At 68.6% G+C, this 15556-nt stretch carries 12 protein-coding genes and 1 tRNA gene; 7 read left to right on the forward strand and 6 right to left on the reverse strand.

Features of this window, described 5'->3' with window-relative positions:
* Positions 1-74 precede the first annotated feature (74 nt).
* From NO889_RS08365 to serS, 3 genes are all read left to right on the forward strand, one after another.
* Entirely contained in the window at positions 75-560 is a 486-nt protein-coding gene (locus NO889_RS08365) for a DUF8162 family protein (RefSeq protein WP_256411809.1), read from the forward strand.
* A gap of 145 nt (positions 561-705) precedes the next feature.
* Positions 706-915, forward strand: a complete 210-nt coding sequence (locus NO889_RS08370) for a DUF1328 family protein (protein ID WP_256411810.1) — start codon at positions 706-708, stop codon at positions 913-915.
* Between the two features lie 628 nt (positions 916-1543).
* Positions 1544-2914, forward strand: coding sequence for a serine--tRNA ligase (gene serS / locus NO889_RS08375; protein WP_256411811.1), 1371 nt, complete (start codon positions 1544-1546; stop codon positions 2912-2914).
* A gap of 468 nt (positions 2915-3382) precedes the next feature.
* Here the strand turns inward: serS and NO889_RS08380 are convergent, their stop codons facing one another.
* From NO889_RS08380 to NO889_RS08390, 3 genes are all read right to left on the reverse strand, one after another.
* A complete protein-coding gene (locus tag NO889_RS08380; protein WP_256411812.1) occupies positions 3383-3952 on the reverse strand; it encodes an HIT domain-containing protein in 570 nt (189 codons plus the stop codon).
* Positions 3953-4097: 145 nt separating this feature from the next.
* Complete coding sequence (locus NO889_RS08385) at positions 4098-5276, reverse strand: sensor histidine kinase (protein ID WP_256411813.1); 1179 nt, start codon at positions 5274-5276, stop codon at positions 4098-4100.
* Positions 5277-5352: 76 nt separating this feature from the next.
* Positions 5353-6222: a CheF family chemotaxis protein gene (locus NO889_RS08390; RefSeq protein ID WP_256411814.1), complete on the reverse strand. Its 870-nt coding sequence runs from the start codon at positions 6220-6222 to the stop codon at positions 5353-5355.
* Positions 6223-6418: 196 nt separating this feature from the next.
* On the opposite strand from NO889_RS08390, the gene fer reads away from it, so the two are divergent.
* Positions 6419-6808, forward strand: a complete 390-nt coding sequence (fer, locus tag NO889_RS08395) for a ferredoxin Fer (RefSeq protein WP_256411815.1) — start codon at positions 6419-6421, stop codon at positions 6806-6808.
* Between the two features lie 144 nt (positions 6809-6952).
* On the opposite strand, the gene NO889_RS08400 is transcribed toward fer, so the two are convergent.
* Positions 6953-8137 carry a M20 family metallopeptidase gene (locus NO889_RS08400; RefSeq protein WP_256411816.1) on the reverse strand — a complete coding sequence of 395 codons (1185 nt, stop codon included), beginning with the start codon at positions 8135-8137 and terminating at the stop codon, positions 6953-6955.
* Between the two features lie 284 nt (positions 8138-8421).
* Between NO889_RS08400 and NO889_RS08405 the strand changes: the two genes are divergently transcribed.
* Both NO889_RS08405 and NO889_RS08410 read left to right on the forward strand, forming a co-directional pair.
* Positions 8422-9750: a hemolysin family protein gene (locus tag NO889_RS08405; protein ID WP_256411817.1), complete on the forward strand. Its 1329-nt coding sequence runs from the start codon at positions 8422-8424 to the stop codon at positions 9748-9750.
* Positions 9751-9851: 101 nt separating this feature from the next.
* A tRNA-His gene (locus NO889_RS08410) sits at positions 9852-9924 on the forward strand.
* 199 nt (positions 9925-10123) lie between these two features.
* Here the strand turns inward: NO889_RS08410 and aspS are convergent.
* Positions 10124-11428 carry an aspartate--tRNA(Asn) ligase gene (gene aspS, locus NO889_RS08415; protein ID WP_256411818.1) on the reverse strand — a complete coding sequence of 435 codons (1305 nt, stop codon included), beginning with the start codon at positions 11426-11428 and terminating at the stop codon, positions 10124-10126.
* 121 nt (positions 11429-11549) lie between these two features.
* Entirely contained in the window at positions 11550-13079 is a 1530-nt protein-coding gene (gene larC / locus NO889_RS08420; RefSeq protein WP_256411819.1) for a nickel pincer cofactor biosynthesis protein LarC, read from the reverse strand.
* A 300-nt stretch (positions 13080-13379) separates the two neighbouring features.
* Between larC and malA the strand changes: the two genes are divergently transcribed.
* Positions 13380-15368 carry an alpha-amylase MalA gene (gene malA / locus NO889_RS08425; RefSeq protein WP_256411820.1) on the forward strand — a complete coding sequence of 663 codons (1989 nt, stop codon included), beginning with the start codon at positions 13380-13382 and terminating at the stop codon, positions 15366-15368.
* Positions 15369-15556: the final 188 nt, after the last annotated feature.

The following is a 15556-nucleotide window of genomic DNA, read 5'->3' on the forward strand; positions in this document are numbered from 1 at the left end:
GCTGGTCCCGACCGGTCACGGGAGCGGGTCCGACCGACCACAAAGCGTTTGGTCCGCGCGGGAGTCGTTCCGACATGGCGATCCCCTCCCTCGTCGGCGACGCGGTCGGCTGGCTCTGGACGCTCGCGTTGGTCGCGCTGCCCGGCCTCGTCGCCGGGCTCCTTTGGTCCCCGTTCCTGATCGCGGCGCGGTTCCGGGCGCTGATGCGCGCGCTGCCGCCCCGCGGACGGCTGGTCCCCTCGTACGTCGGCGTCGCGCTCGCGCTCTCCGTCCCGTACCTCGTCGGCGTCCTGCTCACCGTGGCGCTCGTCGACGCCGCGGGACCGGGCTGGAGCGACGGCTTCATCGAGACCGCGCTCGCCGGCGGCGGGATCGTCGCGATCGGCGGGCCGACGGTCGCCGCGGTCGGGTTGCCCCGCCTGGGCGTCGACTGGGACTCGACCGGGTACGGCGTCTCCACGTGGGCGCTTCTCGTCGCCGCCGGTCTGTGGTACGCGGTCGTCGCCGCGGTACCGCTCGTCGCGCTCGCCGTAGGACTCGCGCTGCCCGGCGGGTACTGAGAGGGACGACCCCGTACGGCCCCGTCCGACACGCCGTGTTCCATACCCGGCCGTTGACATCCTCCCCGCCCTGAAGGGCGGGGTTTTAGCCTTGTAACTTCCATAACGATCTCCTAACTAAGCGGATAGAAACGGCGGATCGGGCATGGGTCTCACCCAGACGGTTCACGACGGAGCTCTGCTCGTACCCCTACAGTTCGGCGGGGATCTGATCGAACTGGCGATCCTCTTTCTCGTCCTCGCGATAGTCGCGGCGGTCGCCGGTGCCAGCGGAGTCGCCGGACTGAGCATGAAGATCGCGAAGTGGCTCGTCATCGTCTTCATCGTGCTCGCCATCGTCACGTTCGTTCTCTGAGCCGGAACCGGTCGAGGCGGCTCCTACGGAAACCGTGGGTCCGTTGAGATCCTCTTTTTCGGATATGACTCGACGTGAAACGGTCGTCATAGCATCCATGCTTATTGGACGGGTATTTCGATGGAGATCTGGGTGAGTAGAACGGGATCGTTGCTGTCGTGGTGAACGCGACTACGGCGAACACGTCCAAAGCCCCAGCCGCGAGGGCTCACGGCTTCACCGTTCGCCAGTCGAGGGCTCCCTTCGGTCGCCCTCGCACGACTCGCGCGGCTCGTTGCGCTCCTCGCTCGCTTCGCTCGCTGCGGTGCTTACTGCGCCGGGCTTCGTCCTCGTAGCTGCCCCTTTGAGTCCCATCCCGTCCCGCACAGCACCGCACCTCACGCCTCCCCAACCTCGCGGCTCACTTCGTTCGCCGCGTCCCTCGCGTTCCGGTCGCGGGCCTCCGGCCCGCTCCCGGGCGCGCCACCGCACGGCAGAATCGCTCACTCCTTCGTCTTTATTGAACGATTCACTCACCCATGTGAACGACTCTCTGACGCCTTCCGGTATCGGTGAACCGTTCCGGGAGTTCCGAGGGGACGCCGCCGCTCCGATACGGTTTTGGCCCGGCCGCCGGAACGGCCGGTAGATGCTGTCCCGACAGTTCGTCCGGGAGAACCCCGAGACCGTCCGCGAGGCGCTCGAGAACAAAGGCGTCGACGTGGACCTCGACCGGATACTCGACGTCGACGAGGAGTGGCGCGAGCTCAAGCGGCGCGGGGACGACCTGCGTCACGAGCGCAACGAGGTCTCCTCGCGGATCGGCGACCTCAAGGCCGCCGGCGAGGAGGCGGAGGCCCAGGAGGCCATCGAGCGCTCCGGGGAGCTCAAATCGGAGCTTCAGGAGGTCGAGGAGCGCGCCGAGGCGCTGGAGGCCGAACTCGAGTCGTCGCTTCTGGAACTCCCGCAGATCCCCCACGAGTCGGTGCCGGTCGGTGCCGACGAGTCGGAGAACGCGGAGGTTCGTCGGGAGGGGTTCGACGACCGCCGCGCGCTCCCCGAGACGGTCGAACCCCACTACGACCTGGGCGAGCGGCTGGAGATCCTCGACTTCGAGCGCGGCGCGAAGGTCGCCGGCGGCGGCTTCTACGTCGCGAAGGGCGACGGCGCGCGCTTAGAACACGCGCTGATCCAGTTCATGCTCGACGTCCACCGCGAGCAGGGGTACGAGGACGTCTTCCCGCCGATCCCGGTCAACTCCGCGTCGATGCGCGGGACCGGGCAGTTCCCCAAGTTCACTGAGGACGCCTACCGGCTCGAGGGGCGAAACGACGAGGCCTACGACGACGAGGACCTCTGGCTGCTCCCGACCGCGGAGGTCCCCGTCACGAACCTCCACCGCGAGGAGATCCTGCTCGGCGAGGACCTCCCACTCAAATACCAGGCGTACACGCCGAACTTCCGACAGGAGGCGGGCGAACACGGCACTGAGACCCGCGGGATCGTCCGCGTCCACCAGTTCAACAAGGTGGAGATGGTGAACTTCGTGCGGCCCGAGGAGAGCTACGAGCGCTTCGAGGGGCTCGTCGACGAGGCCGAGGAGGTGCTCCGCCGGCTCGAGTTACCCTACCGCGTCCTGGAGATGTGTACCGGCGACCTCGGGTTCACGCAGGCGAAGAAGTACGACCTGGAGGTGTGGGCCCCAGCCGACGACATGGACGAGGGGCCCGAGGAGGGCGGTCGCTGGCTCGAGGTCTCCTCCGTCTCCAACTTCGAGGACTTCCAGGCCCGCAGAGCCGGGATCCGCTTCCGCGAGGAGCACCACGAGTCCGCCGAGTTCCTCCACACGCTGAACGGTTCCGGGCTCGCGGTGCCCCGGATCGTCGTCGCCATCCTGGAGTACTACCAGAACGACGACGGCACCGTCACCGTCCCCGAGCCGCTGCGGCCGTACATGGGCGGCACCGAGGTCATCGAGGGCCACGACGCGGTCGGCGAGACCAAACTCGGCGACGGGTAGCCCGAGCGGTCCCATCGAACGCCTCGGCGGTTGCTGGATCGGTCGCGGTCAATGTAGGTGAGGGAATGAACGATCTCCTCGACGGTGGCGCGCCGGTGAGCGGGTGCGGTAGCACCCGCGAACCGCCCGCGAGGGACGTCGCGAACGGTGCGAGGTGCGAACGAAGTGAGCACCTCGGTAGCGAGCGGTGAAACCGCGAGCAGTGAGCGACGAGGCTGGGGAGGTATGAGGTGTGGGGCGGTAGCGGTCGGCTGGGGCTTTGGAGGCGTTCTCCGTAGTCGGTTGTTTCACCGCGTACAGCCGAGCGACTGGGGCTTTGGAGATCGCCACCGCGCCAGCAACGATCCCGTTCTACTCACCTCGATCACCACCGAAACACTCGTTCTACAAGCACTCGAAACGTAACGGTCGTTTCGGACGACGACGTACCCGAAGAGGAGGGTTTCAACTTCGTCGGTCGGGTCCAGTTCACTCGACCCCGAACGGCTCCGCCTCGAACGAAAGCCGGACGGCCTCGCCCGACTCGAGATCGCCGGCGTCGACGACGCCGTCACCCGCCGCGAACCCCTCGTGGAGGTGTTCGTAGCTCCGGTCGACCGCCTCGACGATCACCTTCGTGTCGCCGACCACCGGCATGAAGTTGGTGTCGCCGTTCCACCGCGGGACGACGTGGGTGTGGAGGTGCTCGACCGAGCCGCCGGCCGCCCCGCCGCCGAGGTTGAGCCCGGTGTTGAACCCGTCCGGGTCGATCGCGCGGCGCGCGGCCGCGAGGGTCGCCGCCTTCAGCCGGGCGTGATCGAGCATCGTCTCGGCGTCGAGGTCGGTCCAGTCGCGGACGTGCGCGTTCGGGATCACCATCGCGTGTCCGGGGTTGTACGGCGCGTTGTTCAACAACACGTAGTTGCGGTCGCTGCGCGCGACGACGCGGGCCTCGCGGGCGTTCTCGCGGTCCGGCAGGACGCAGAACGGACAGCCGTCGATCGGGTCCGCGTCGCGTTCGACCCACTCGATCCGCCAGGGGGCGTAGATCCGGTCCATACCGGACCGTCGCGCCGCGGGCGTTTCAAGGGCGGCGATCGGGCTGAACCGGCAGCGATCGGGACGGACCGAGCGGGGATCGCGGCGTTCCAGACCCGACCCGGACCGGGCCGGACCGGGCCGGATCGAGTCGATCAGGGCGGATTCAGTCGAACTCGACGCCGGAGAACTCGAAGCGTGCGCCCCCGTCCGTGCTCTCGACGACGCGGACGTCCCAGCCGTGTGCTCGGGCGATCTCCGCGACGATCGCGAGGCCGAACCCGGTTCCCTCCTCGGCGGTCGAGTACCCGCTCTCGAGGACGCGTTCGCGTTCGGACTCGGGGATTCCGGGGCCGTCGTCGGCGACGTAGAAGCCGTCGCGGTCGGGAAGCGTCCCGACCGTCACCGTCACGTCCTCGCCGCCGTGCTCGACACTGTCGCCGGGCGAAGCCCGGCTGCCCGTGGAACCGTGTTCCACGCTGTTCCGAAACAGGTTCTCGAACAGCTGGCGGAGCCGGTCTGGATCGCCCGCGAGCGGCGGCACGTCCTCGACGGAGAGCGTCGCGTCGCCGGTCGAGAACTCCTTCCAGCAGACGCGACTCAACTCCGCGGGGTGGACCGTCTCCGTCGCGTCGATCGCCTCGCCCTGGCGGGCGAGCGTCAACAGGTCGTCGATCAGCGCCTCCATCCGGGCGTGGGCGTCCGCGATCGCCCGTAACCGATCCCCGTCGTCGCGCTCGTCTCGGACCAACTCGAGGTTCCCGCGAGCGACCGAAAGCGGGTTTCTGAGGTCGTGAGAGACGACGCCGGCGAACCGCTCCAGCTGTGCGTTCTGACGTTCGAGCTCACGCTCGTTCGCCTCGAGCTCGCGGGTCCGGTCCTCGAGCTGTTCCGTTCTGATCGCCGTCCGCACCCGCTGGATCCCGATCACGAATCCGCCCACGGAGCCGAGCGTCAAGCCGATCGCCTGGGTGCCGATCGACCACTCGACGCTTATCCCCGGATGGAGGTCACGGAGCGCGATGAACCCGTACATCACCACGACGCCGCCGAGCGCCCACGCGGCGATTCGCGGGTAGTAACGCGCCGGGATCCCGGATCGAGGCAACCAGTATCCGCCGTACACGAAGGTGACTCCCGGTATCCAGAAGAGGACGATGTCGAGGACTGCCACGAGGGCGGACCCGCCGTCGCGAACCGCATCGATCGCCAGCGCGGTCCCGACGAGGAGGAAGAGCGCGCCCGCGACGCAGATCGAGAGCGATAGCGGAGAGCCCTCGTCGGAGGATCCGGATCCCTCGCCAACCGGATCGGGCTGCCGACCGGGTGAACGCGACGCACCCATGTGGGGACAACTGACGCCGCTATCCGGGAAATACCTGTGGGTGATGTGATCACGGAGTCGGGATCGAGCGGCCGGGTCAGGAGTTGATCGATTCGAGGTACGTCGTGACGGCCATCCGTCCCTTTCGGGTCAGCGTCGCGCCCGTCTCGCCGTCGACGACGAGTCCGGACTCCCGGAGCGAGTCGAGGATCATCGACGTTCGGGTGGCGTCGCCGGTGACGACCTGCGAGACCGACGCCTCGCCGCCGGCGGCGTAGATGGACACGAGGACCTCCAGTTCGTCCTCGGTCGGGTCGAGCTCCTCGACTTCGGTTTGGACCTCCTCGTACTCGAGCCTGATGTACCGCCCGAGCACGTTGAGCGTTCGTTCGTCGGGCACCGTGACGATCGACGTGACGGTCCGGTTCTCCGGGACGTGCCGGAAGACGAGCGCAGGCCGGCGCTTTCCGGCGAGCGTCCGGCTCGTCCGGTCGTAGTCGATGACCGTCGAGAGATCCACCGAGAACGACTCGTCGTCCCCCACGAACCCGATCGAACCGGGCGACGGTGACACTCTCGCGGTCCGGTCGGTCACGTCCGTGACCCGGCCGCCGACCTTCGCGGGATGCCTGACGGTCACCGTCACGTCCCGCAACAGCGCCTTGAACAGGAGACGAGTGAACCGCTCCATGTCGTCCGGCTCGCCCTCGACGAGCGCGGTCGACCGGGTTCCGGCACGCTCGTAGGCGACGGTCACGCTGTCGCTGAAGAACGACGTGAGCTCTCCCGGAACGGTCCCGACCACCACGTCGAACACCCGCGAGAGCGGGATCGTCGTCCGGGCGTCCGCGGTCGCGAGCACGAGGCGACGCTGACTCAACAGCACTCGGCCGCGAATCGGATCGTCGCTTTCGACGTCGGACGCGTGAACCCTCCCGACGAAATCGGCCACTACCGACTCCTCCATCGACCGTAGCTGTGGAGAGGGATACCTTTAGCCTTACTCGTACTCTCTCAGAGATGATATCCGCCGCTCGCCGCGTTCGTCCCGGTTTCCAGGTCTGCGAACGGCGGCGTTCCGACGGAGGGATGCCGGGTCGTGCGTTGCCGGATCACGGCAGGAACAGCAAAGCCTAATGAGGTGGGGGTTGAACTCACGGCTGATGCCCACTGTAGAATACCTCAACTACGAAGTGCTCGACGACCACGGTTGGTCGATGGACGACGACGACCTCTTCGCGGAGGCCGCCGACGCCGGCCTCGACGCGGAGGACTACGGAACCCTCGAGGTCAACCAGGGCGAGTACATCCTCGAAGCGGCCGAGGCGCAGGGCTACGACTGGCCCTTCTCGTGTCGCGCCGGGGCGTGTGCGAACTGCGCGTCCATCGTCAAGGAGGGCGAGATCGAGATGGACATGCAACAGATCCTCTCCGACGAGGAGGTCGAAGAGAAGAACGTCCGGCTGACCTGTATCGGCAGCCCGGCCGCCGACGAGGTCAAGATCGTCTACAACGCGAAACACCTCGATTACCTCCAGAACCGCGTCATCTAAACGACGGCGTCGCTCGCGTGTGATCGACACGAGCCGACCCGATCGCCGAAACCCTCCCCGTCACGTCGGGGGCGTCCCGTCGGATCTCTTCGGGCTGCCCCCGTCTCGACCCGCCGATCCGGGAACGGCGGGCGAGCACTTCCATTACTCGATGAACGCTCGAACCGCCTCCTCGAGCACGCCTCTCGCGATCTCGGCGTCCGCGAGGTCGATCGACTCGTCGACGGTGTGTGCCTGATCGAGGTCGCCGGGCCCCCACGTCACCGCCGGAATCCCCGCGTCGTTGACGAAGTTCCGCGCGTCGGTGGCGGCCTCGATCCCCCACGGCTCGCCGACGCCGCCGTCACCTCCGACCGCCTCGACGGACCGATCGCGGAGGCTCGTCGCCAGCGGGTGGTCGATCGGGATCGACGAGGAGGCGTACGTCTGGATCCGCGTCCACGTCGTCTCGACGCCGCGTTCCTCTCGGACGCGCTCGAGCAGCGCCTCGACCTCGGCGTCGATCGCGTCCGGGTCCTCTCCGGGGAGCACCCGCCTGTCGAGGACGACCTCGGCGCGGTCCGGGACCACCGCGAGGTTCGACCCGGTCCCCGCCTCGATCTCGGTCACCGTCGCGAACGCCCCGCCACACAGCGAACCCCCCCGGTCGCGGAGCTCGGCGTCGTACTCGCCGATCGCGTCGAGCAGCGGCCGCGCCTCGTCGATCGCGTTCGTCCCGGCGTCGGGCTGGCTCGCGTGCGTCGCCACGCCCTCGACGACGATCCGGTAGACCGAGAGGCCCTTGGTGCTCGTCGCGACGCGGAAGTCGGTGGGCTCGAGCACGATCCCGTAGTCGCCGTCGAACCCCCGTTCGAGGAGGGTGAGGGTGCCGGGATCGGCGGTTTCCTCTCCCATCGCCGCGTGGACGACGACGGATCCCGACAGCTCGCCGGACCGGATCTCGGGCGCGAGATCGCGGGCGACGAGCATCGCGAGCGCGACCCCGGTCTTCATGTCGGCGCTCCCCCGGCCGTAGAGCCGACCGTCCTCGATCGTGCCCGCGTAGGGGTCGGCCGTCCACGCCTCGGGGTCGCCCGCGGGAACCACGTCGAGGTGCCCGTTCAACACCACCGTCGGCCCCCCCTCGCCCACGCGGGCTCCGACCTGCTGACGGTCCGGATCCGGCTCCTCGAGCAGCGTCGCCTCGATCCCCTGCTCGCGGAACCAGTCGTACACGAACTCGGCGGCTGCCCCCTCGTTTCCGGGCGGGTTCTCCGTGGGGATCCGAACGAGATCGCGGGCGAGTTCGGCGAGTTCCGTCGAGAACTCCGACACCGACTCCTCACTCACGGGCCACCACCCGAGCGGACGTCGTCGCGGTCGGCAGAGAGGATCGATCGTCGTCACCGTGGGTCGGCGGATCGCGTGCGGTCATCGTCTCCCACTCGCGAGCGCCGATCGATAAACCCCTCGGCGGCGTGCCGGGATCCGACTGAGTCGTTCGACGGTATCGCGTCGACGCGGTCCGCCGCGCGTGCGCCGTCGGGACGGGTCGATCGTTTAAGTGGGTGCGCACAGAGACGGGTAGACATGCGTCTTCCTCGCTCGAACGGTGACACGACCCGGAGGCTGCGATGGTAGATCTCGTCGTCTCCGGGTCGCGGCTCCTGCTCGCGTTGGTGTTGGTCGCGCTGAACGGCTTCTTCGTCGCCTCGGAGTTCGCGTTCGTCCGGATCCGCTCGACGTCGGTCGAACAGCTCGCCGAGGAGGGGCGTCCGGGCGCGGACACCCTCGAGGAGGTGATGGCGAACCTCGACAACTACCTCGCGGTGACCCAACTCGGGATCACCCTCGCGTCGCTCGGCCTCGGGTGGGCCGGCGAGCCCGCCGTCGCCTCGCTCATCGAGCCCCTCCTGGAGTCGGTCCTCCCGGCGAACCTCATCCACCTCGTCGCGTTCGCGATCGGGTTCAGCTTCATCACCTTCCTCCACGTCGTCTTCGGGGAACTCGCGCCGAAGACGATCGCCATCGCGCAGGCCGAGCGGCTCTCGCTTTTCGTCGCGCCACCGATGAAGCTCTGTTATCTGCTGTTTTACCCCGGACTCGTCGTGTTCAACGGGACCGCGAACGCGTTCACAAGCCTGATCGGCGTCCCGCCGGCCTCCGAAACCGACGAGACGCTCGACGAACGGGAGATCCGTCGGGTGTTGGCCCGAGCGGGCGAGGCGGGTCACCTCGAGGAGTCGGAAGTGGAGATGATAGAGCGCGTCTTCGAGACGGACGATATCCCGGTCACGACGGTCATGGTTCCGGGTCCCGACGTGGTGAGCGTCCCGACGGACGCGACCGTCCCGGAGCTTCGGGAGACGGTACGTGAGGCGGGCCACACGCGCTACCCGGTCGTCACGGCCGACGACGGGGGACGAGTCGTCGGCTTCCTCGACGTGAAGGACCTCCTCGAGGCGATCGGTCCCGACGAGGACGCCACGACCGCCGACGACCTCGCTCGCGAGGTACTCGTCGTCCCGGAGACGACGACGGTCGCGGAGTTGCTCGTGCGGTTCCAGGACGAATCCCGGCAGCTGGCGGTCGTGATAGACGAGTGGGGCGCGTTCGAGGGACTCGTCACCATCGAGGACGCAGTCGAGACCATCGTCGGCGAGCTCCGCGACGGGTTCGACATCCCCGGTCGGGAGCCCTCGATCCGACGGTCCAGCGATGACGGGTACGAGATCGACGGCGGCGTCCCGCTGTCGGCGGTCAACGACGCGCTCGGCGTCGACTTCGACGGTGCGGGCTTCGAGACCCTCGGCGGGCTGGTGTTGGACCGGCTCGGTCGCCCGCCCGAGGTCGGCGACGCCGTCTCCGAGGGCGACTACGCGATCGAGGTGTCGGCGGTCGACGGCGCACGCGTCTCTACGGTCCGGATCCGCAAGGAGGAGTCGTCGGGCGGGGAGACGTAACGTCTCGCGATCTGTCGGCACGACGACCGCGCGGGACGGTGCCACGCCCGATCGTGAGTCGTAACGGTTATCAGTCGAAACGGGATACGTGAGGGTGCGTGTCCGGGTTAGGGTAGTGGACTATCCTTCAGCCTTGTGGAGGCTGAGACGCGGGTTCGATTCTCGCACCCGGACTTTCTGAGGAACGTAGTGACGAAGAAAGCTGGAAGGCGAGATCGAACCACGCGAGACGAGCGTTAGCGAGTCTCGCAATCGGGTTCGATTCTCGACCCGGACCTACACGGCGGAGCGGTGTTGCGTTTTCACCGGTTCTCAACACAACGAGAACCATCTGTCTCAGTTGACCGGAATCGGAGTGGGAGCGTTCCGGGCCTTACGGCTCCAGCCGGTTCGGGTCGCGCGGGAACATGATCGCCTCCTTGATGTTTTCGAGGTCGGCGACCTGCTGGACGAGCCGGTCGATCCCGAGCCCGTACCCGCCGTGCGGGGGCGTCCCGAAGCTCAGCGCCTCGATGTAGAACTCGAAGTTCGCCTGCTCGACGCCCTCTTCCTCCATGACCTCGACCATGCGATCCACGTCGTGTTCGCGCTGGCCGCCCGAGGAGAGCTCCTGCCCCTCGTAAATGAGGTCGAACTTCCGGGAGGCGATCTCGTCGCCCTCCACGTCCTGCATGTAGTAGAACTTCTCCTCGGGGTATCCGACGACGAAGAACGCGGGGTGGCCCCGCTCGGCGAAGTGCTCGCCGAGCAGCTTCTCGCCCTTGGTGTCGAGGTCGGTCGGGTCCTCCGGGAAGTGGCCGAACTCCGTCTCGAGGAGGTCGAGCGCCTCGTCGAAGGTGATCCGCGGGAACTCCTCCTCGGGAACCGTCAGGTCGACGTCGAGGAGGTCGAGTTCGCGCTCCGCGTTCTCGACGACGGCCCGGATCGCGTACCGGAGCGACTCCTCCTGGACGTCCATCACGTCGTGGTGGTCGTCGATGTAGGCCAGCTCGACGTCGAACATCGCGATCTCGGAAACGTGTCGGGAGGTCGCGAAGTCCTCGGCGCGGAACGCGGTGCCGGTCTCGTAGACGGCCTCGTAGCCGGCCGCCATCAGGATCTGCTTGTACAGCTGCGGGCTCTGGGAGAGGAACGCGTCGCGGTCGTAGTAGAGGATCGGGAACAGCTCCGCGCCGCCCTCCGCGCCGCCCTTCGAGATCAGCGGCGTCTTGATGTCGACGAATCCCTCCTCGTCGAACCACTCCTCCATCGCGGTCATCAGCTTCGAGCGCAGCGAGAACACCGCGAGCGTCTCGGGCTTGCGGAGGTCCAGTGCGCGGTTGTCGAGCCGCGTGGAGAGGTCGACGTCCACGTCCTTCGATATCTCGAGCGGAAGCGGCGAGTCGGCCTCGTCGAGCACCTCGTAGGCCGTCGGCGCGAGTTCGACCCCGCCGGGTGCCTGGTCGCTCTCGAGCGGCTCGCCGACGACCCGGACGACGTCCTCGGAACCCGCGTCCTGAACGGCCTCGAACAGCTCCGGCTCCCGCTCCTCCTTGAAGACGACCTGGATGAGTCCCTCGCGGTCGCGCACGATGAGGAACACCAGTCCGCCGAGGTCCCGGATCTCGTGGACGTGGCCCGCGATCGCGACCTCGTCCGCCTCCGGGTCGACCTCCGACGTGTGAATGCGCTCGATCATAGGGTAGCTTACCTCCGAGTGGCCGGGCGTCGGTCATAGGCCTGTCGTCTTCGCGTCGGCGGTCCGGCGTCATCGCGTCGATGAACGGTCGTACGCGCGGATCCGGGGCGGCCGCTTCGGCTCACTCGTCCGCGCCGCCGTCGGCGAGTTCGTCGCGGACGCGCGACTCCGCCCGGCGGAGCACCTCGCGGACGGGGAGGTTCGTCTCGGCGGCGACCGTTTCCGCCTCGTCGTACTCGGCGCTCACGTCGTAGACGTCGCCGTCGGCAGTCGAGGCCACCTTCACCGACACCTCGTGGTCGATCCCGTCGACCGAGACGATCGCGGTCTCGAAGGCGCGCTCGGCGATCCAGCGGTGGCTCGCGCCCGCCTGTCGCACGCCGAGCGTGCCGGTCTCCCGAGCGAGCCGCTCCGCGACCGCCGCCGCGTCCGTCGGCTTACAGATCACCTTCACGAGGTGGCCCGGCCGCGACTTCTTCATCGTCGTCGGCACGATCGTCACGTCGAGAGCGCCGGTCGCCGCGAGCGATTCCTGGAGCCCGCCGAGCACCTCCGGCGCGGCGTCGTCGAGGTTGGTCTCCAGCACCGCGACGTCGTCGCCGACGAGCCCTCCGGATCCGGAGCCGTGTGCGTGGGCGTCCTCCGCCGTCTCTTCGTCGCCGGCTTTCCCGCTCTCCTCGCCGCCGTCGCCGACGATCGCCCGGAGCACGTTCGGGTGGCGGTCGAAGGTCGCGTCGCCCGCGCCGTACCCCGCACCGTCGACGCGGAGCGCCGGCAACGCGTCGACGCCATCGGCGACGGCACCGAGGATCGCCGCGCCGGTCGGCGTCAGCAGCTCGCGATCGATCGGACCGCCGACGAGCGTGAGGCCGGCGCGCTCCGCGATCCCGACCACCGCCGGGGCCGGGACCGGATAGACGCCGTGAGCCATTTCGACCTCGCCGCCGCCCGCCGCAAGCGGCGTGGTGACGACCCGATCGACGTCGAGGTCGTCCAAGAGCAGCATCGCGCCGACGATGTCGGCGACGGCGTCGTCCGCGCCCACCTCGTGGAATGCCGTCTCCTCGAGGTCGGTCCCGTGAGTCGACGCCTCGGCCCGGCCGAGCAGTTCGAAGGCCTCGAGCGCGGTCGCCTCGACCGCCGCGGGCAGGTCCATCGACTCGACGACCTCGACGACCTCCGGGTAGGTTCGATGGACGCCGGCTCCCTCAGCGTGGGTGTGCCCGTGGCCGTGTTCGTGGGTGTGGCCGTGGTCGTGGGTGTGGTCGTGGTCGTGAGTGTGGTCGTGATCGTCGGAATGGTCGTGGGTGTGGTCGTGGCCGTGATCGTGGTCGTGGCCGTGGTCGTGGTCGTGGCCGTGGTCGTGGTCGTGGCCGTGGTCGTGGTCGTGGCCGTGGTCGTGGTCGTGGCCGTGGTCGTGGTCGTGAGTGTGGGCGTCGACGTCGGGATCGTCCCGCTCGTCCTCCTCGAGGAGTATGTCGACGCTGGTCGCTCGAATTCCGTTTTTCATCGTCTCGCCGACCTCGTAGCGGACGGGAAGCCGCTCCTCGACCGGGTCGAGCACCGCGGCGTCGGCACCGGCCGCGATCAGCGCGGCACAGATCATGTCGCCGGCCGCGCCGGTCCGACCGTCGAAAGCGAGCGTGCGCATGCGAACACGCACGCGGCCGACCAATAAAGAGCCGTCCCACTCGGCGAGGGAGCCGTTCCGCCCGACGCGTCCGCCCCACAGCTCCCCGACCGCGGGTCGTCGGCTCGGGAGTCGGCACGGATCGGCGGCCACTACACGGGGTATCAATCAGATGCCGAGAACGATCCGGGAGGAGCGAACGCCGCCGACACGCCGGGAGGCGTCGCTCTCGGCGCGCCCGTCTGTCAGGGACGTTCAGTATGTCCGATCGCTGTGGTTTCCGAACACCTAAGCCCGAAGTGGCCGAGTCGGGAAGTAACGATGGACCACCCAGGCCCGCCGCAGTTCGTCGCCGTCGGCGACGCGGTACAGTTAGCGCCACGCGACCCCGATCCCGAGGCCACCTACCGGTGGACGGTCACCGAGGCACCGATCGCGAGCGAGGCGACCGTCGACGACGGGGCGGTCGAGGAGTTCGTTCCCGACGTACCCGGCCGCTACCGGCTCACGCTCGAAACCCCCGAGGGACGACACCACCTGACGGTCCGGGTCTTTCCGGGCGACCACAGGCCCACCGGCGAGGGAGCCGGCGGAGCCGGAGCCGCCGGCCGGAGCGGATACAGCGGGAAGAGCGGGTACAGCGGACGGAGCGGCTCCGCCCGCGGGAGCGGCGGGAAGAGCGGTCCCGTCTCGGGATCCGGCTCGGGTGCGCGAGAGCAGCCGCCGGAACACGAGGACGGCCGGCCGCGGGTCAGGCTCAACGCCGAGATCGAGGCCGACGAGGCGGTCGTCCGCGCGACGCCGACCCCGCATCCGGACTCGTCGCGGGACCCGAGCGACCTCGACGTGGAGTTCCTCCTCGACGACCGCGACGGCGTGACTCGCGGCGACGTGACGGTCGACGACCGCGAGCTTCGCGTCCCGCTCGCGGCGATCGACGAGCGGGTCCGGGTCCACGGGGTCGCCGTCGGCGCGAGCTACAGCGTCGCCGACGCGGTGAGCGTCGACCGGCTCGGCGACGGCGACGACGTCGGGGTCACGCGACTCAACGACCCGCCGGCGTGGGCCACGGACGCCACGCTGTACGAGATCTACGTCCGGGGGTACGCGGCCGACGACGACGAGGCCGAGACCACCTTCGAGGCGCTCGAGAAGCGGCTCGACTACCTCGAGGAGCTCGGCGTGGACACGCTGTGGCTCACGCCGGTGCTCCAACACGACGGCGCGCCCCACGGCTACAACATCACGGACTTCTTCTCCATCGCCGACGATCTCGGCGACCGCGAGGACTACGAGGCGTTCGTCGACGCGGCCCACGACCGGGGCATGAGGGTGCTCTTCGACCTCGTGTTGAACCACTCCGCGCGCGATCACGAGTGGTTCCGGGACGCCTACCGGAACCCCGACTCGCCGTACCGCGACCGATACGAGTGGCAGGAGTCGGGCGAGCCGGGCACCTACTTCGACTGGGAGCTCATCGCCAACTTCGATTTCACCAGCCTCGAGGTCCGCCGGCACCTCCTCGAAGCCGCCGACACGTGGGCCGCGGTCGCGGACGGGTTCCGGTGTGACATGGCGTGGGCGGTGCCGGAGTCGTTCTGGAAGGAACTCAGGGAGCGACTCAAGGCCGAGGATCCGGAGTTCCTGCTGCTCGACGAAACGATCCCGTACATCGCCGACTTCCACGAGGGGATGTTCGACGTCCACTTCGACACCACGCTGTATTTCGCCCTCCGGCAGGTCGGCCGCGGCCACGAGCCGGCCGACTCCCTGCTCGAGGCGGTCGAGGGCCGGGCGCGCTCCGGCTTCCCGGACCACGCCGCGTTCATGCTCTACTTAGAGAACCACGACGAGACGCGGTACCTCGTCGAGTGCGGCGACGACGCCGCGAAGGCCGCCGCCGGCGCGCTGTTCACCCTCCCAGGGGTCCCGATGCTCTACGGCGGCCAGGAGCTCGGCCAGCGGGGCAACCGCGACCCGCTCGCGTGGGATCACGCCCGCGAGGACGTCCGTGCGCACTACGACGACCTGCTCGCGCTCCGGGAGGCGCATCCGGTCCTCGGGTCCGCCGGCGATCTCGCTCGCGTCGACCACGAGACGGCGGGGTCGGCCGACCCCGACGACGTCGTGGCCTTCGCCCGCGAGGGGGAGGCGGCGAGCTACGTCGTGCTGCTCAACTTCGGTCCCGAAACCGCCGTCGTCGGGATCGACGAGGCGGTCGACGCGACCGACCTCGTCTCCGGCGAGTCGCGGGCGGCGGCGGAGGGACTGACCGTCGAGGACGTCGCGGTCTTCGAAGTCGCGGACTGACCGAGACCTGCCGGCGGTCGTCGACTCACCGATCGACCGCCCTCCCGGCTCCCCGGCGAAAACGCACGGTGACGACGGGGTTTTAAACACGGAGGCAGTACCATGTGATAAGATGACATACCACAGCACGGACGGACCACTGACCGTCCGATCGGCGGGCGAGACCCCTCGGAGCAACAGGCTTATTC

Source organism: Halorubrum rubrum (genome assembly GCF_024494685.1).
Classification (GTDB): domain Archaea; phylum Halobacteriota; class Halobacteria; order Halobacteriales; family Haloferacaceae; genus Halorubrum; species Halorubrum rubrum.